Below are 19,427 nucleotides of genomic sequence, written 5' to 3'. Positions count from 1 at the left end.
TTACAAAGAAAATGAACGAAGAGTTTCAAATAAGAGAAAATGGGTTTAATGAAATCAAAAAAGGCATCATCATTAAAACCATTCCACTTGCAATTTTATCAGCAATAGTAGGAGTAGCAATTAGTGAATTCAATTCGAATAAAGAATCAAGTGATACATACATATATGCACTTCTGTTTTTAATTACGCTAATTATTGGAGCAATAACTTTCGGGGTATTTAAAGGTATAAAAAGACAGCGAATCTTATTTGAAAGTTACAAGCTTACCATAACCTCATCTGAAATTATTAGAGAACGACATGCTACACAAACCGTTTCGATTCCTCTTCATGAAATAAAATCTATTGTTAAAAGTTCCAAAGGAATATTTATGATTGTTGGAAGTTCTACTGAAGACGTTATAGACGTTCCATTACAAATAAATAATCCCGAAAGACTTGAACAAATATTAACTCAAATCCAACCTATCAGCGATGCTGACGAAAGATCATTCATTATAAAATATAAATACATACTGCTTGGGCTTTTAATGTTAGGCTTAATGGCTTCTGTCTATTTAGCAACAAATAAAGTAGTTGTAGGAATAGCAGGTACAGCACTAACATTATTTCTAGTATATGCTTTTTTAAAAGTTCTCAAAAGTAAACATATAGATAAAAAAACCAAGAAAGGAATGTGGTGGATATTGCTAGTACTGTTTTCAATACTTGGAACTATGTATATGAAACTAACTGGAAAAATGTAGAACATTTTACACATGAAAACAAAAAAAATCACAACAACCATAACACTTCTAATTTGTTTTCTGAGTTGTTATGTAAGCGCACAAACGACAATCGTTAAAAATGATTCCATCTGGAATCTACACGTCGATGGAAAACCGTTTGACGTAAAAGGCGTTACGTTTGGGCACACAGATGATGTGGAAAACTATGATGTCTATTTTAAAGATTTACAATCACTTGGCGTGAATACCATTCGGTTGTGGGCAACAGGAAAAAACACTGCAAAACTCTTAGATACTGCTGAAAAATACAACATCAAAATAATGATGGGCATTTGGATGCGACACGGACGACCAGGCATGGAAGATGATGACAGTTTCAACTATCTGAAAGATACCGAAGGTATGGAAGTTATGTACAAGAATGCCATGGAAGTCGTTTCAACATACAAAGAGCATCCTGCGGTGTTGACTTGGGGAATTGGGAATGAAGTCTACCTCAACATGGCGACGGATGCCGAAAAAGAAGCGTATTCCAAACTCCTTGAACGGATTTGTAGTGACATCAAAAAGATAGACGCAACGCATCCGATTACTTCCGTAGAAGCGTGGACGTTTGGACTCGATTGGTGGCAGAAATATGTGCCTTCCATTGATATCTATGGTTTAAATAGTTATGGCGCTGGCGCGAACTATCTTGCTGCCGAATTGAAAAAAAGGAATATTGATAAACCGTATATCATTACCGAATATGGCGTTACGGGCGAATGGGACATTGAAGCTAAAAAAAACGATGTCAAAATAGAACCTTCTGATCAAGAAAAATACAATGCCATTGCAAAAGGCTATCACGATTGGATCAAAAGCAAACCGAATTGTTTAGGTGTATATATCTTTCATTATTCAAATGGAAACGATTTTATGGCGCCTTGGCTATTTACACATTATAGAAGTTTGTATCGTCCGCAATATTGGGCAATCAGAGAAGCGTATACAGGGAAAAAACCAACAAATTACATTCCCGAAATTAAAACGTTTCAACTATCAGAAGAAACGCTAAAAAGTGATACTTGGATTCCTGTAATTTTAGAAGTATCTGATAAAGAAAATGAAGACTTAGACATTCGTTTCTATTACAACCAACGCGCCGGAAGTCGCAAACGTAGAGATCAAATTAATGAATTGAAGTTTAAAGGTAATGTAACTGATGGTTTTCAAATTCAAATTCCAAAAGAACACGGTGCGGTCAAAATCTATGTAAATGTACAAGACACGTTTAACAATGTCGGAATTGCTTCCACAGGAATTACGGTGGAAGATGAAACGGCTAAAAATAAAAAATACCTAGTTTCCAAAACGAAGCTTCCTTTTTATGTGTACAAAGATGGAAATGACTTGCCTTATGCACCAACTGGCTATATGGGAAATTACCAAGCGTTATCCGTTGATGCAAGCAATACAAAAGAAGTATATACGGGAACACATGCTATCAAAATACATTACAAAGAAAGAAGCGGCTGGTACGGAATTGCATTTGTAGATCCAAAAAATGATTGGGGCGACAATTTAGGCGGTTACGAAATAGAAGGTGCTAAAAAGTTTTCCTTTTGGGCAAAAGCCGATAGAAATGGCGTGACAGCAAAAATAGGTTTCGGGTTGATCGACAAAGACAAACCTTTCCCCGATACGGCAAAAGAATCCAAAGAAATCAAACTCACGGATCAATGGAAAAAATACAGCATCAATGTGAAGCGTTCAGACTTAAGCTGTATTCGTTCTGGTTTGGTTGTTTTCGCTACGAGTTTTGGCTTTCAACAAACCATCTACATCGATGAGGTTATTTTTGAATAGCGACTTCTTTCCATCATCAAACGGAAGCATCATGTAAATACACCTAAACAAGTAAAATACGTCGGAAAGCCTGTCGCACGTCTGCGAGACGCTTTCAAATACGTTGGAAAGCTGTTGCATGACTGCAGGAACGTTTCAAACACGTTGGAAAGCTTGTTGCACGACTGCAGGAACGTTTCAAACATGTTGGAAAGCTGTTGCACGACTGCAGGAACGTTTCAAACATGTTGGAAAGCTGTTGCACGACTGCAGGAACGTTTCAAACACGTTGGAAAGCTTGTCGCAAGTCTGCAGGGACGTTTCAAACGCGTTGGGAAGCTTGTTGCATTGCTGCGGGAAGCTTTCAAACGGCTTTTTATTGCGAATTATTCAATGAAATACTTAAAAATGATGGTTTTATTATGAATTCTTTAAAATAACCTTTTGCGTCACTACGAGGAACGATAGTGACACGTTAGCGGTAGTCTGTTTAATAAAAAACGATCACAAGATTGCTTCACTAGCGTTCGTAAAGACGTTCCTTTTACCTTTAGTTTCTAATGAAGTTATCAATAATTACAGAAAACCACAATGTAAAGGTCAAATTTTGTTTTATTCTAGAAGAAACAATAGAAACTTTTATAGCTGTTTTCACATTTTACCTTATAAAGTTAACGTATTTTTGCACGCTACGATTCATACACAAACCGTTGTGAATCGCTTTAAAGATTAGACTTTCTACATGCAAAATTTAAAAACTCATTACCATCCTGAAGTAAAAACTTTGGAAAATAAATCTATTTTCACAAGACTTGCCACTAGAAGTATCGCAATTCAAGGCACTAGCATTTTACTCCTTTATACGGAACGATATGAAGATTATAGTCTTCCCGGCGGAGGTTTAGATTTGGGCGAAGATAAAATAGAAGGCATGATACGAGAGCTAAGTGAAGAAACCGGAGCCACAGCTATTAGAAACATTCAACCTTTTGGTGCTTATGAAGAGTACAGACCATGGCACAAACCCGATTATGACGTGCAACACATGATTTCTTATTGCTATACCTGCGATATTAACACAGAGTTGGGCAGCTCAAATTTGGAATCTTACGAAAAAAAGAATGGTATGAAAGCCCTCTGGATGGATATTCATGAAGCCATCAAACATAATGAAAAGACCATGGCTACAAGTGCTAAAAAAGGCATGTCTATTGAACGAGAAACTTTTTTATTAAAGCTTATAGTGACGAATATGAACTGTTAATTTGCTTTTCTTTTTTGAAAAACACTTCCGTGAGATTTCTTCATTCGCAGTAAGCACGAGGTTTTTAAACGTTCTTTTTATCTTTAGTTTTTGATTGAAAGGCTATTGAAAGTATAAGTAATTACTGAAAGCCATATTGCATATGTGCGCTGTTTGTTTTACTTTTAAGAAAAATAAGTACGGAAATGGCAAAGAATAAAACAACCGAAACAGAAGTAGACGTGATTGATTTTATTAAATCCTATGTCGACAATGACCAAAAGAAAACTGACAGCTATCAATTAATAGAATTATTGAGTGAATGGTCAGGGTTTGAACCAAGAATGTGGGGACCAACAATTATTGGCTTTGGAAGCTATCACTATAAATATGCCAGCGGTCATGAAGGTGACGCGCCTTTGTTGGGTTTCTCACCTCGAAAAGCACAGTTTTCGCTCTACGTATATTCGCAAACTGAAAAAAGTAAACGTTTATTAGACGATTTTGGTAAATTCAAAATGGGAAAAGCGTGCATTTATGTTAAGAAGCTTTCAGACATCAACATTGCGGTCTTAAAAGAACTATGTTCCGAAACAATAGCCTATCTCAATGAACACCATGAGTGTGCGTGTAGAAGTTAACAACGACTCAATAACAACATATATAATTTATTACTCATTCTCATCTACTCAGAAAACCCTACGGATTCCTCTCTGGTTCGTTTTCTTTCATTAACTTTAGAACTAGCCAACGCAACTAAAGAAAAACGTTGTAGTAAATCATTCATAAAAACTAACTGTTACAAAAATTGAAATTATTCGTCATTACTATATGCGGATCATTACCATATTTCTCTTAATAAAGATATTTATTACAAAGGAATACGTTGTGTGCAATTAAAAGATATTCATATGAATCAGACAATAATTAGATTATCATTTCTACTTTTATTACTTACTCCAATAGGTATAATTCAAGCTCAAGTTCAAAAAGGAGAACTCGTTAAAGGCAAATTAACTTCATCAGAAATTACGCTTCCTGAAAAACATCATTACACTATAAATTTAGAGAAAGATCAATTTGTGTTTTTTAAGTTAATGCAACAAGGCATTGATCTAAAAGTCACAACGTATAATACGCTCGGTAAGAAATTAGAAAATTTTGACAGCCCTAATTACAGAAATGGCTATGAATTATTCACTTTAGCTTCAGACAAAAAAGGCAAGTATATTATTGAAATTGAATCTATTGACAAAGAAGGACATACTGGCACATACGAATTGCTCATGCAAAGTGTAAAACCAAAAGCAGTCACGCAAAACGAACAAGTCGACGAGCTTTTTACAGTTTGGGATACTAATAACACTCCCGGAGCCGCGGTTGTAATAGTTAAAGATGGAGCTATTATATATAAAAAAGGCTACGGCATGGCGAATTTGGAATATGACATTCCAATAAGTCCCTCTTCAATATTTCACATAGCTTCTGTTTCAAAACAGTTTACAGTTTTCTCAATTCTTCTATTGGAAAAACAAGGCAAATTAAGTTTAGATGATGATATCCGAAAATACATCCCAGAAGTACCCGATTTTGGAAAGACAATTACGTTGAGGCATTTAGCTTCTCATACAAGTGGATTAAGAGATCAATGGAACTTATTGTCAATGGCGGGCTGGCGAATGGACGACGTTATTACCAAAGAGCATATTTTAAAACTTGTTAGTAAGCAAAAGGAATTGAATTTTAATCCTGGAGACGAATACGCATATTGCAATACTGGATTTACACTTTTGGCTGAGGTAGTTTCTAGAATATCTGATATGTCTTTTGCCGAGTTTACGAAGACGAACATTTTTGAACCACTAAATATGAACAACACGTTGTTTTATGACGATCATGAGAAAATTGTAAAGAACAGAGCCTATTCTTATCATTCCGCTTCTGGCGGATATAAAAAAAGTGTGTTGAATTTTGCAAATGTAGGAGCCACGAGTCTTTTTACTACCGTCGAAGATTTAAGCTTGTGGTCAATGAATTTTTCGAACATGACAGTTGGAGATTCATCGATCATTAATACAATGAATACGCTTGCAGTTCTAAATAACGGAAAAACTTTTGGAGGAGCACTTGGTCAGTTTATTGGCAAATACAAAGGATTGAACGAAATTCAACATGGAGGAGCAGACGCAGGGTATCGTTCATATTTAACGCGTTTTCCTGACCAAAATTTTGCGGTAATTGTATTTAGTAATTCAGCCGAATTCAACTCAGGCAGAATGGCACATAAAGTGGTAGACATCTATCTGAAAGATAAAATCAAAACTGAAGAGAAACAAGAAGAAGTTAAAGAGGAAAGCACATCAGAAGTCATTGCTCTTGATCAAAACATAGCGGCGACCTATGTTGGTGATTTTGAATTGCAACCAGGGTTTATTATTACAATTAGCGCAAATGATGGTCAATTATCGGCACTAGCAACTGGACAATCACAGGTTTCATTGACGCCAATATCAACTACAGAATATATGGTTGAAGGAGTGAATGCAAAAATTGAGTTTATTCCAAATTCAGGAAAAAATATTGAACGTATCAAACTTCACCAAGGTGGTCAAATAATGGAAGCGCCGCGTGTTGAAGCATTCGATAAGACTTCTGTGAATCTATCGGATTATTCTGGCGAATACTATAGCGAAGAATTATCTACAACCTATTATTTTACGATTGTTGATGGTAGCCTAGTCGCGAAACACAGTAGATTAAGTGACGTAAATTTGAACCTTGCAAAAGAAGATATGTTTACGGGCAATTTTGGGCAAATCCAATTTATTAGAGATGCTAATGGTATGATTACAGGGTATAAAGTATCTAATGGCCGCGTTCGAAATCTACATTTTGAAAAAGTAAATTAATCAACTCATACAGCATATTAAAGCGCGTCTTATACCAATCGTTGCAAGTAATTCTCAGAGCTGTAACATATTAATGTGTATATCGTCTTTTAAATATCAATCTCTTTTAAAAAATTATATGACAATTTTAGTAGTAGGTGCAAGTGGCGCAACAGGAAGACAATTAATTGAGCAACTTTTAATTCAAGGACACAATGTTAAAGCAGTTGTAAGATCTCCTGAAAAATTACCAGAATCATGGAAAAACAATGAGCGTATAGAAATTATTTCTGCAAGTATTTTAGATTTGAGTGATGCAAAAATGAGAGAACTGACTCTTGGTTGTCATTCAGTCGCATCGTGTCTAGGACATAACATGACTTGGAAAGGAATCTATGGACATCCAAGAAAACTGGTAACAGATGCTGCTCGTAGACTCTGTAATGCTATACAAGCTAACAAACCCGAAACACCTATTAAATATGTTTTAATGAACACTACTGGGAATCGAAATCGTGATTTAGACGAACCTATTTCGTTTGCCCAAAAATGTGTTATTGGACTTCTAAGACTCCTTTTGCCTCCTCACGTAGATAATGAAAAAGCAGCAGATTACTTGCGAACCAAAATTGGACAGCACAACCAATTCATTGAGTGGGCTGCTATACGACCAGACGGTTTAATTGATAATGATGAAGTAAGTGATTACGAAATACATCCTTCTCCAACGAGAAGCGCCATTTTTAATGCTGGCAAAACCAGTCGTATAAATGTTGGTCATTTTATGGCAAGCCTCATTAGTGATGATCATTTATGGGAAAAATGGAAAGGGCAAATGCCTGTAATCTATAACAAGTCATCTCCAAAATAAAAAGTTTAGGTACTTGAAAATAGTAGCTGAATGATGAATCTAACGGCTTACAACACTACAAGTCAATATACAAAGCCCTTTTTAGGGCTTTTTGCTTTTTAAGTGAATCATCTTTGTAAAAGAATATTGATGTGAGATTGCTTCGCTACTGCTCGCAAAAACATTCCTTTTATCTTTCGATTCTAGTTGAAATACTATGGAATTGTAAGTGATTACGGAAAACCACATTGCGTATGTGTAATCTTTGTTTTACTTTTAGAGGAAACAACTAGGAACTTTAGAGAAGAGTTTCGTATATACGTACGTTGGCAGTCATTGTAACTTAACGCTTCAAACAAAATTTTAATAAAATATTCTGAAAACGGAACATCTAGATAACTCAATATGCGTACAGCGAAAAAGTATGCCTAAGAAATCAGAAATCGCAAAACATTGGAGAGAAAAAATATTTGAAATAGGTCTCTTTATGGATTGGGGAGAACCTGCTTGCTGGTCTTGTGGAGCTTATGACTCTGAAAACGACATAACTGATCCTAACACTCCTTTCAATGAAATCTTTTTAGCTTGGGATAAACAAAAATATCTTGAGAGATGCCATATTATTCCAAGAGGTTTAGGTGGATGTAATTGTCCAGGAAACATTGTTTTGCTCTGTAAGAAATGTCATAGAGAAAATCCAGACACTGATAACCCATCTTTGTTTCTAAAATGGATGACAAAAAGAAAAAATTTTGGAACAAGAAGATACGAAGAACTAAAAACTGCTTTTACTGAATTTGATTTAGAGTTAAATACGCTGAACTTTTTCGTTTATGCTTACAGTGAGATATTTTTTAATTTTGTAGAGAAAAAGGCTATTGCAGTTCGTGGAAAATACACTGATTCAACAAGAGTTTCTTGTCTTTTGGAATGGCTTGAGCAATATAATACGCAAGAGCTGATTAAACAGCTCCCAAATGAAATGCAAGGTTATGTCAAAAAAAGAATATTAGAATAACTAAAGACAACAACGTGAATAATTAATTGCTCGTTCTGTGTGTGTACTCGAAAAACAATCAAGCATTAAATGAAACTTGGAATATTTAATTTTGGAAATAAAAATAGAAGGAAGAATATTATAGAATATCTGCCAGATGTTGGATTTATTATAAATTCAAAAAAAGTAAAATGGAGAAGTGACCGTCTTCAGATAAGAAAGGAATTGAATTTAGAATTTCAAGAAGATGACAAAATTATCGATTTAGCAAGTTTTTTTGATGGAGATACGAGCAAAAACATTCATCAAAAAAGAGACATCTACAAAAAGGTAAATTCTGATACTGGTCTGATCTTCCTTAATTATGATTCAAATAATAAATTAAGAGATTTAGAGGTGCATGAAGGATTTGAAATTAAAATTGGGAATATCCAACTTGATTTTAAAACGGATATATCGGAATTCACTAGACAATTCAATAAACTAGGAACTCAAATTGTTGAATTAGAAAAAGGGAATTTTCTATTACCAAAATTAAAAATGACAATTGCGGACAATGAATCAATGGGAGGAGACGGGAAAAAACTATCATACTTCTATTGTTCATCAGATATTACACATCTTTTAGAATAAAAGTCAGTTGCGAACAACATATATAATGCCTAAAGTGACAAAAAAGGAATGTTTATTGAACGAGAAACTTTTTTATTAAAGCTTATCCCTGAACGCATACGTTAAAAATATTCTATTGTTTTGCTTCACACAAATTTTCTTTACCTTTCCCAAAGCATCCTTTTGCATACACTATGAAGAAACTTTTGCTACTCTTATGTATTATTTTCAACATGTCACTTCAAGCACAAAACTTGAACGACATCTTTGCGAATTGCCTGATTTCAGATACGGAAAATAATATAGCGCGCAAAAACCCAATTCGAATTATTGCCATCGACGAAGCAAATAATCGCATTAAAACAAACTATACAGCGATCGAAAATTTAGTAGTAAAAGCGACGGGAAATCAATCGTGGTTTATCACGCAAAGTGAAGAAGGATCTACAATTGTTGAGATTTTAAAAGTAGATGTAAAATCAGGTTGGATTACGCTTGGCGAAACCTACGCAGGGTTTTTCAATATGGACGAAGGCGAAACCTTGGAGTTTTTCAATCCGTTTGTGAACTATGAGATCATTCACAACAAACCGTTATTTGAAACTTATCCGACACACATACAAGACGAATATATCAACTACATTCAAGCTGGCGGAATTATTAAAAGAGCCGAAAATGAGTATGTATTATTAACGCCTGTGATTTTTGGCGCACATGAGAAACGAGCGATTTACTACGCGACAAGTTCGGATTTAGAAAATTGGACGTTTCACGATCAAAAAATATTGGGTACAGAACAAATTCCATTCGCGAAAGCAAAAGGAAATGTATTTAGCACAGGAAATCCGTTGGAATTGGAAGACAGCACTTTTTTAGTCTTATTGGGCGTAGAACAACCCAACGGAAATTATACGTCTGCCTACATGATTCTCAACAAGGAATTAAAAATTGTACAAGCGCCACAAGAAATTAAAATTCCCAAATGGCACGGTACCAATCAAAATAGTTTTCCGTTAGCAATTACAAAACACAATGGTGTATTTAGAGTTTTATTTCATCGAAGAAGTGCAAAGTTTATAGAAGCGGAAGTTCATGAAATTACCACAAAGAACATTCTAAATGCATTTGATAAAAACAAAGGAATTCTTTCTTCTGAAATTATTCAAAAAGCAAAAAATGAAAGCGGATATCTTCGCGGAAAAGCGGATGATGCAAGTTATGTAACGTTCAATTCGGAATTATATATAGTATTGGGTAGTGAAGAATTGCCTTCTGAATACCTAACGTCTTTCAATCGGGAATATGGTTTATTGAAGTTTGAAAACAAGCAATGGATTCACGACAAACGCAGTCCATTGATTGTAAATCCAATGACGATTCACAATAAATATCCTGAATACGAATGGACTTCCGATCATTTAGGCGGTTTTATTTCTCCGATATTTCATGATGATTATCTGTATTTATTTTTAACTTTCGGAACCGATAACCCAGATTATTTACTTTCGGGAATTAAAATAAAAACAGACTAACTAAAAACCTGCCAACCATGAAAATCATCGACTTATCCAAACCAATTCAATACAACAAAAACGATCCTTGGTTTATGAAGGTGAAAATAAAACACAAACCACATCGAAAAGCCAAATGGTTGATTCGTGTGTTAGGCTTGCCTTTTAAACTATTTCCAAAAGGATTTACAGGTTGGGCAGATGATACGATTCAGAAAATGGGCGTGCATTCTACCACACACATTGATGCGCCTTGGCACTATTCGCCCACGGTAAATGGCGAGAAAGCTAAAACGATTGATGAGGTTCCACTCGATTGGTGTTATGGCGAAGGCATTGTAATCGATATGAAACACAAAGCTGATTTTGATGCGATAACTGTTGCTGATATCACTACTTTTTTAGAAGATAATAAACTTACAATTGAACCCAAAATGATTGTCTTAATTAAAACGGGAAGAGACAAATATAACGGCACAAAAGATTTTCATAAAATTGGCACAGGCATGAGCGCGGAAGCGACTGAATGGCTCATCGACAAAGGAATCAAAGTCATGGGCATTGATTCTTGGGGCTGGGATTTGCCATTGCCATATATGTTGAAAAAAGCAAAAGAAACTGGAAATTCCGAATTGTTTTGGGAAGCACATTTAGTCGGACAGCGCAAAGAATATTGTCACATGGAACAATTGGTAAACTTAGACGCACTTCCGTATTCAGGTTTTAAAGTGGCTGTATTTCCATTAAAAATTGTGGGTGCTTCTGCAGCTCCAGCGAGAGTTGTGGCGATGCTAGAATAAATGATTTAAAGAAAATATACTTTTATGCCAAGTTTCGCACCAAGAAATTCTCCAACAAAAAAATCTCAAATTTTAGATTATAAAATATTTGAGTTTCTTGAATGTCTTAAAAAAAAATGTTCGAACGAAAAGTTAGTAATCAAAGCTGAAAACGTGAAAATTGCCAAACTTAATTTATTAAAAGCGAGATTGGCAAGCACTAAATCTTTTAGCACTGAAGATAAAACTAAAGAACAAATACAATTAAATAAAAAAGTTCAAACTCAAATTATTAAATGGGAATCAATCACTTTTTCTGAAATTGAAAAGTATTGTAGAAAGTCTAACTAAGATAACAACAAACTACATCCCCAAAATCACTTCTTTCTGCTTCTTAAAAGGCTTCAATTCTTGTGTTGCCAACGCTTTATTAATCCATTCCAAAGCTTTTTGTTTATCGCCTTTATGCTTGAATATTTGCGCCAAACGGTAATATGCCCACGATACAGGAACGCCATCTTTGGTGGTATAATTCGCAATGTATAAATACAAACACTTCTCCCCTTTTTCAAGTTGTAGATTGTAATCTGCAGCAACTTTCCCAATTTGGTAATGCATCGCATTTCGTTGATGCTTTTTGTGTGATTTTTCAATATTCTCAATCGCTTTCAACGGCTGTTCTTGCTTTTCGTATAAGTTGGTCAACTTTTCATAGCAGGTCAACGAACCACCAACTTCAATGGCTTTTTTGTAGAATTGCTCCGCCAATTCGGGTTCATCATCATACTCGTAAATGTATCCTTTTGCCAAATATCCATCAACTTTTGACAAGTTTTCAAGTTCATTGGCATACTTCATAGACGTTCGTTTGCTTCCACCAACGATGCCTGGCAATTGCATGTATAATTCTACCAACGCCCAACGCGCATCAATATGATTCGGATCGAGTTCGGCTGCACGTTTAAAAGAGCGTTTAATATCTCCTATCAAACCTAAAGCTCTAAACTTATTCACTTTGAGCGCTTTCATGCCCATCGCGCCACCATATTTATAATGATAATTAGCATTATTATCATCTATTTCTACTAGCTGCTCGTAGTATTCAATAGCATCATCCCACTTTTCTTGATAACCGTACGAATCGCCCATAAGTTCAATCAATATGCGATCGTTTGGCGAGGTGTCCAATTCCGTTTTCAGAATAGTTTCCGCTTTGCTGTATTGTTTCTTTTCAAATAGTTGTTCAATTGTTTCCGCCGTTGTTTGACTCATTAAAAACATCGGAATACATAAAAGGGCTAAAAAATAATACTTCATTCGTTTCAATTTCTTTTTCTACTAGCAGTTATTGAACTCGTTTAAACTTTTTGGATTTAAGCGAAAATTAGAGGTTTTTAGTTCTGTTGAAGGCTTTTTTTAGTTGCATAGCACAGCTACGAAAGGAAAAAAAGATAAAAACAGAGCTGAAAACAGCAATTTTTTAGCAAATTGAAAAAGTTTAAACGAGTTCATTGTTCCAAAGATACTATTTCATCTTTATTTTGAAATTATTTTTTCTATTCTTAAAAAGAAAAAGATTCAAATTTTGTTTTGGAACACTCTTTGCACTTTAACAAATAATAACATCATATTAAGACATGTTTGTATTAAAATACCTAATTTACATACGCAAAAACGTATTGTCGAGTTTTATACCATTTCTATTTTGAAATCGCTATAAAAGAAAATGATGATTTTATTCTTTATACAAAATAGAGAAATAAAGCATAGCCTTAGTTACGGTTTCTTTTTATATTGAAGTATAAAGGAAAAAAGGGCATTTTATTATAGTTATTTTCAATGTAGAAATGGTATGATATAAAAATAACGAAGAAATACGTTTTATAGTGCGACCAAATTATTAAAATAATGAAAAACATACTCACCATATTTATGATTGTATTATTTAGTCAATTCTCAAACGCGCAACAAGAATATGCCAATCTATGGAAAGAAGTCGCAGCTTTGGAAAAGCAAGGCTTGACTAAATCTGCTTTGGAAAAGGTTTCTGAAATTCATGCAATAGCGAAACGCGATCGAAACAATCCGCAAATTATCAAAGCATTTTTGCACAAAGGAAAGTATCAATTGATACTAGAAGAAGATGCGCAGTTGACAATTATCAAGGATTTAAAAACAGAAATCAGCACCCAATCATTTCCAACAAAGAATATCCTAGAAAGTATTTTGGGAAGTTTTTATTGGCAATACTTTTCGAGCAATCGCTATCAATTCTACAATCGAACTAAAACTGCCGAAAAAGTAGATGCCACCGACTTTAGAACTTGGGATTTGAATACATTATTTAAAGAAATTTTCATTCATTTTGATGCGTCTCTTGCAAATGCAGCACAATTACAAAAACTAGATTTATCGGCTTTTAATGCCATCTTAACACAAGAAGAAGGTTCTAAAATCTATCGCCCAACGGTATATGATTTTTTAGCGCATAATGCACTCAAATTTTATAAATCCGATGAAAATGCCATTACAAAACCTTCGTATAAATTTGAGATTGATGAACTAGAATATTTGTGTGATGCGGCTTTGTTTGCTGAGATGAAGTTGACAACACAAGATTCACTTTCGTTAGAATTCAAAGCATTAAAAACCTATCAAGAATTAATTCGTTTTCACTTAAAAGATAAATCGCCCGAAGCATTAATTAAAGTAAATATTGAACGTTTGTATTTCGTACAGCAAAAAGCAACGTTTGAAGACGAAACCGAGAAACTGATTGAAGCATTTCAGAATGAAAAAACAACCTATCAATCGCATCCATATTCGGGAATGTACGATGCAGAATCGGCAGTATTACATCAACGATTAGGTGCTAAATATGCAGACGATCGTACCGAGAAATACCAATGGGAGTATAAAAAAGCATTGGAACTGTGTGAAGGTGTAATTTCAAAATTTCCAAAAAGCATTCCTGGGGAAAAATGTACCGTAATCAAAAACGGAATTTTACAACCCAATATAGAAATTAAAACAGAAAAAGTCATTCCAATTGCGCAAGCTTCAAAAGTATTTGTCGCATATAAAAATATAAGCCGTATGTATTTTACCGCGCGTAAATTATCATACAAACAATACCAAAAACTGCTAACAATATATGATGAAGATGAGCGATTTTTGTTTTTACAAAACGCAACAATAACGCATCAATGGAATTCAGATTTGCCTACCGAAAATGATTATCAAATGCATTCTACGGAAGTTGCCATGCCGCCATTGAGCAATGGTTTTCATATCATTACGGCTTCTCCAACAGAAAAATTACAAAAGAAATTCTATTCTTTTGGCACCTTACAAGTCACAGACATTGCGATTAAAGACAAAAAAACATTATCTAATCATATCTTTCAAATTACAGATAGAAACAACGGAGCACCTATTCCGAATCAAGATATCATTTTTGACTATACAATAGGTTATGAAAATATAAAAGGAGCCAAAGCACTGACTACAGATGCTACGGGAAGTGTGGTTTTTGAAAGCCCTAAAAACTCTAGAATACGTAATATAAAAATAAAAATTTCTAAGGAAAATGATGTAGCTCACTTTAATGGATCTACTATATATTCTCGTGATTACATTGAAGACAGTGACCCTGTAAAGACACTCTTTTTCTTTACCGACAGAAGTATTTACAGACCTTCACAAGTAGTTCATTTTAAAGGAATTTTAATTGAACGCGAAGGCAAAAAATCTACGATTGTTGCCAATGAAAAAGTAGACGTTACGTTTCGTGATGCTAATTATCAAGAAATAAAAACAGCCACCTTGACCACCAACGAATACGGTTCTATCAAAGGTGAATTTATCATTCCAAATAATGGTTTGACAGGTAGTTTTTCCATCATGGCAAAATCGAGTAAAAGAAATCTTGGAAGCGTTAATTTTTCTGTGGAAGAATACAAACGCCCAAAATTTGAAGCTGAATTTTTACCTATAACGGAAACGTTCGCTGTAAACGATTCGGTTGTTGCCAAAGGAACTGCGAAGGCTTTCGCCGGAAGCAACATTTCGGATGCAAAAGTGACGTATTCGGTAAAACGTACGCCGCGTTATCCAGTTTGGGCATATTGGAGAAGTCCCTACATAAGTTCCGCTTCGCAACAAATTACAAGTGGAGAAACGACGACAGATGCTTCTGGAAATTTTGAAATTACCTTTAAAGCAATTCCAGATGCAAGTGCTGATAAAAAATTATTACCTGTATTTGATTATGAAATTACCGCAGACATTACCGATATCAATGGCGAAACACGAAGTGCTTCAACCATTGTTCATGTAGGATATCATAGTTTGAAAGCGAATATTGTTGTTGCCAATAAATTGGATGCAACAAAGAAAGATCACACCTTAGAGATCATCACAAAAAACTTAAACGGCGAAAAAATTGGCGCAACAGGAACCATTACGATTCACAAATTACAAGCACCCGATCGTGTGTTGCGCAAACGTCCATTCAAAGTTCCTGATTATGTAAGTATTCCTGAAAGTGAGTTTAAAAAGTTATTTCCGCATGAAGCCTTCTCGAAAGAAGAACAAGATTTTAAAACATGGAAAAAAGGCAAAAATGTATTCAGTGAATCGTTCAATACTGGAAACGCAACCAAACTCGAATTAGGCAAAATAAAACGTTGGGAATCTGGAAAGTATGTGATTGAATTGACAGCTATTGACGCGAATGGAATCGAAATTAAAGATATTGTATTCACAGATGTTCGGAATCCAACTGATAAAATAACTGCCGATAATAAATTGCTAGAAGTTTCAATTGATAAGGACGCGTATTTGCCAAATGAAGAAGTGGTTTTAACGCTCAATTCGGCAGTCAAAAACATCACCGTTTCGGTAGATATTGAAAAAGGGCAACGCATTATTAATTCGTACATGATTTCAATGGAAGACGGAAAAAAAACCATCCGAATTCCCGTAGATAAAAAAGATGAAGGCGGTTTTAAAATTCATTGTTCTGCAACGGTATTTAATAGCCTTATTGTAAAACAAATTCCTGTATTGGTGAAATATCCGCCATCGGAATTAACGATAGAAACCACAACATTCAGAGATAAATTAACCCCTGGACAAGACGAAACATGGAGTTTCCGTATCAAAGGTCCAAAAGGTGAAAAAGTAGCCGCAGAAGTACTATCTAGCATGTACGATGCCTCTTTGGATGAATTCAGAGCACACCAATGGCAGTTTTCACCACTACATACGCCACGATATTACAGCAGCATTCATATTAGTGGAGAAAAAAGCTTTGGAATTACTCGTTTTGTAGATTACCAAGTCGTAGATAAAAAGTATTATAAAACACAATCGTTTGATCGTCTCAATTTATTCGGATTGTATTTTGGAAATCAAGGACGTATGCGAAGTGCTATGAAATATAAGCGTGCAAACAACGATGCCGCTTCACAAAAAATGATGGCTGTGATAGAAATGAGCGATGACGTTGAAACTGAAGCAATGAGTCTTTCAGCAAATAGCGAGGTTGGTTATTTAAATTATGATGGTTTAGGAGATGATAAAACCCCAGACAACGCTTTAAACACAAAAGATGCTGATGAAACAATAGAAACAGTTGTTCCTCGGAAAAACTTGCAAGAAACTGCATTTTTCTTTCCGCAATTACAAACGGATAAAGATGGAAATGTTTCGTTCAATTTTACCACACCAGAAGCATTAACGAAGTGGAAAGTACAATTGTTAGCACATACCAAAACATTAAATTCGGCAACAAAAATGCTGACAACAGTCACGCAAAAAGAATTGATGGTATTGCCAAATGCGCCGCGTTTTTTACGTGAAGGCGATAAGATTGTCATCAGTAGTAAAATTTCAAACCTTTCTGAGAAGAATTTAACTGGAGAAGCGAGTTTACTATTAGTTGATCCAATTACTGGAAACGATTTAAACAATGTGCTTTTTGATAGTACAAGCGGACCAAAACAATCATTTTCAGTAAACGCTGATGGAAACACGCAAGTTTCTTGGACCTTGGAAATTCCACAAAACATTCAAGCAGTTCAGTATACAATTATTGCCAAAGCTGGCGAATATAGCGACGGAGAACAAAATGCATTGCCAGTGTTATCCAACAGAATGTTAGTGACAGAAACCTTACCCATGTGGATTCGTTCCAACGAAACAAAAACATTTACATTAGATAAACTCGCAACGACGAATTCAAGCACGTTGCAACATCATAAATTGAGTTTGGAAGTAACGTCCAATCCGGCTTGGTATGCGGTTCAAGCGTTGCCATATTTGATGGAATATCCGTATGAATGTTCGGAGCAAACATTTTCACGTTATTACGCAAACGCGTTGGCGAGTCACATCGCGAATAGCAATCCGAGAATTCAGGAAGTGTTCAATCAGTGGAAATCTTCGGATGCATTGCTGAGCAATTTAGAGAAGAATCAGGAATTAAAATCATTGATCATTCAAGAAACACCTTGGGTACGTGATGCACAATCAGAAACCGAACAGAAAAAACGAATTGCGTTATTATTCGATCTCAATCGAATGAAAAATGAAGAAACCCGAACGTTACAACAGTTGAAACAAATGCAGTTGCCTTCAGGTGCATTTCCTTGGTTTTCTGGCGGACGCAAAAACAGATTCATCACACAACATATTGTAACAGGATTTGGGCATTTAAGAAAACTTGGAATTGAACCAAAAGGTTCTCCAGAAAGTGTGCAACTTATTAAAAAAGCAATTGCCTATTTAGATCAAGAGTTTGTTACGGAATATAAAAATTTACGCAAGTACAATAAAAAAGTAGATCTTTCTAAAGATCATTTGTCGTATTCGCAATTGCATTATTTATACATGCGAAGCTTCTTTCCAGAGCTAAAAAAATCTACGGAAGTGGCAACAATCATGGACTATTATAAAGGTCAGATTGACAAGTATTGGTTGAAACGCAGTTTGTATTCAAAAGGGTTGATGGCATTGGTTTCGCACCGAATGGACAACCCAAAAACGGCAACTTCAATTCTACGTTCACTGAAAGAAAATAGCATTACGAGTGACGAATTGGGTATGTACTGGAAAGCAAATACGAGTTCTTGGTATTGGTATCAAGCACCCATTGAAACGCAATCGTTACTAATTGAAGCATTTTCAGAAATTTCTAAGGATGTCACTACGGTAGATAATTTAAAAATTTGGTTGTTGAAGCATAAACAAACCAATCGCTGGTCGACCACTAAAGAAACGTCGGATGCTGTATACGCGTTATTGTTGCAAGGAAGCGATTGGCTTTCGGTAACCGATATGGTAGATGTGACCGTTGGTGGAAAAGCAATTACGCCTGCAGATTTGGAAGCTGTAAAAGTAGAAGCTGGCACAGGATATTTTAAAACCTCTTGGAACGGAAACGAAGTGAAACCTGAAATGGCAAACGTAACCTTGACGAAGAAAGGAACTGGAATCGCTTGGGGCGGATTGTACTGGCAATATTTTGAAGATTTGGATAAGATTACCACAGCGGAAACTTCGTTGAAATTGAACAAAAAATTATTCAAGCGTACGTATAATGATACTGGAGAAATTATCACAGCCATTGACGAAAACACAAAACTTGAAGTTGGCGATTTGATTCGAATTCGTATCGAATTACGCAACGACAGACCAATGGAATTTGTGCACATGAAAGATATGCGCGCGGCTGGTTTGGAATCGATTAATGTATTATCGAGCTATAAATGGCAAGATGGATTGGGATATTATGAAAGCACGAAAGATGCAAGCACTAATTTCTTTTTTGATTATTTACCAAAAGGAATTTTCGTCTTTGAATACGATTTACGCGTAAACAACAAAGGGAATTTCTCTAACGGAATTACCACAATTCAAAGTATGTACGCACCCGAATTTAGCAGTCATAGTAAAGGTGTTCGGATTACTGTAGATTGATTTTAAAAT

General features: G+C 35.2%; 14 protein-coding genes. 13 read left to right on the top strand and 1 reads right to left on the bottom strand.

Features of this window, described 5'->3' with window-relative positions; genetic code table 11:
- Window positions 1–11: 11 nt before the first annotated feature.
- The 12 genes from H2O64_RS13925 (at window position 12) to H2O64_RS13870 (ending at window position 11,786) form a co-directional block, all read left to right on the top strand.
- Window positions 12–746: a hypothetical protein gene (locus H2O64_RS13925; protein WP_187562815.1), complete on the top strand. Its 735-nt coding sequence runs from the start codon at window positions 12–14 to the stop codon at window positions 744–746.
- Between the two features lie 12 nt (window positions 747–758).
- Complete coding sequence (locus tag H2O64_RS13920) at window positions 759–2,576, top strand: glycoside hydrolase family 2 TIM barrel-domain containing protein (RefSeq protein ID WP_187562814.1); 1,818 nt, start codon at window positions 759–761, stop codon at window positions 2,574–2,576.
- A 224-nt stretch (window positions 2,577–2,800) separates the two neighbouring features.
- Entirely contained in the window at window positions 2,801–2,995 is a 195-nt protein-coding gene (locus H2O64_RS13915) for a hypothetical protein (protein ID WP_187562813.1), read from the top strand.
- A gap of 302 nt (window positions 2,996–3,297) precedes the next feature.
- Window positions 3,298–3,819, top strand: a complete 522-nt coding sequence (locus H2O64_RS13910; RefSeq protein WP_187562812.1) for an NUDIX domain-containing protein — start codon at window positions 3,298–3,300, stop codon at window positions 3,817–3,819.
- A gap of 185 nt (window positions 3,820–4,004) precedes the next feature.
- Entirely contained in the window at window positions 4,005–4,439 is a 435-nt protein-coding gene (locus tag H2O64_RS13905; RefSeq protein WP_187562811.1) for a DUF1801 domain-containing protein, read from the top strand.
- Window positions 4,440–4,709: 270 nt separating this feature from the next.
- Window positions 4,710–6,707, top strand: a complete 1,998-nt coding sequence (locus H2O64_RS13900) for a serine hydrolase (protein ID WP_187562810.1) — start codon at window positions 4,710–4,712, stop codon at window positions 6,705–6,707.
- 118 nt (window positions 6,708–6,825) lie between these two features.
- Window positions 6,826–7,557, top strand: coding sequence for an NAD(P)-dependent oxidoreductase (locus tag H2O64_RS13895; protein ID WP_187562809.1), 732 nt, complete (start codon window positions 6,826–6,828; stop codon window positions 7,555–7,557).
- 403 nt (window positions 7,558–7,960) lie between these two features.
- On the top strand, window positions 7,961–8,554 hold the full coding sequence (locus tag H2O64_RS13890) for an HNH endonuclease signature motif containing protein (RefSeq protein WP_187562808.1): 594 nt from the start codon (window positions 7,961–7,963) through the stop codon (window positions 8,552–8,554).
- A 69-nt stretch (window positions 8,555–8,623) separates the two neighbouring features.
- The gene (locus tag H2O64_RS13885) at window positions 8,624–9,166 is read left to right on the top strand and encodes a hypothetical protein (protein ID WP_187562807.1); all 543 of its coding nucleotides are present in this window, start codon (window positions 8,624–8,626) and stop codon (window positions 9,164–9,166) included.
- A 173-nt stretch (window positions 9,167–9,339) separates the two neighbouring features.
- A complete protein-coding gene (locus tag H2O64_RS13880; protein WP_187562806.1) occupies window positions 9,340–10,677 on the top strand; it encodes a hypothetical protein in 1,338 nt (445 codons plus the stop codon).
- Window positions 10,678–10,694: 17 nt separating this feature from the next.
- The gene (locus H2O64_RS13875; RefSeq protein WP_187562805.1) at window positions 10,695–11,456 is read left to right on the top strand and encodes a cyclase family protein; all 762 of its coding nucleotides are present in this window, start codon (window positions 10,695–10,697) and stop codon (window positions 11,454–11,456) included.
- 24 nt (window positions 11,457–11,480) lie between these two features.
- Window positions 11,481–11,786, top strand: a complete 306-nt coding sequence (locus H2O64_RS13870) for a hypothetical protein (RefSeq protein ID WP_187562804.1) — start codon at window positions 11,481–11,483, stop codon at window positions 11,784–11,786.
- A 12-nt stretch (window positions 11,787–11,798) separates the two neighbouring features.
- On the opposite strand, the gene H2O64_RS13865 is transcribed toward H2O64_RS13870, so the two are convergent.
- Window positions 11,799–12,752, bottom strand: coding sequence for a tetratricopeptide repeat protein (locus H2O64_RS13865; protein WP_187562803.1), 954 nt, complete (start codon window positions 12,750–12,752; stop codon window positions 11,799–11,801).
- 591 nt (window positions 12,753–13,343) lie between these two features.
- Between H2O64_RS13865 and H2O64_RS13860 the strand changes: the two genes are divergently transcribed.
- A complete protein-coding gene (locus H2O64_RS13860) occupies window positions 13,344–19,418 on the top strand; it encodes an alpha-2-macroglobulin family protein (RefSeq protein ID WP_187562802.1) in 6,075 nt (2,024 codons plus the stop codon).
- Window positions 19,419–19,427 lie beyond the last annotated feature (9 nt).

It is taken from the genome of Kordia aestuariivivens (assembly GCF_014397005.1).
Classification (GTDB): domain Bacteria; phylum Bacteroidota; class Bacteroidia; order Flavobacteriales; family Flavobacteriaceae; genus Kordia; species Kordia aestuariivivens.
Note: the sequence above shows the minus strand (reverse complement) of the source record. Positions and strands in the feature narration are given on the sequence as shown.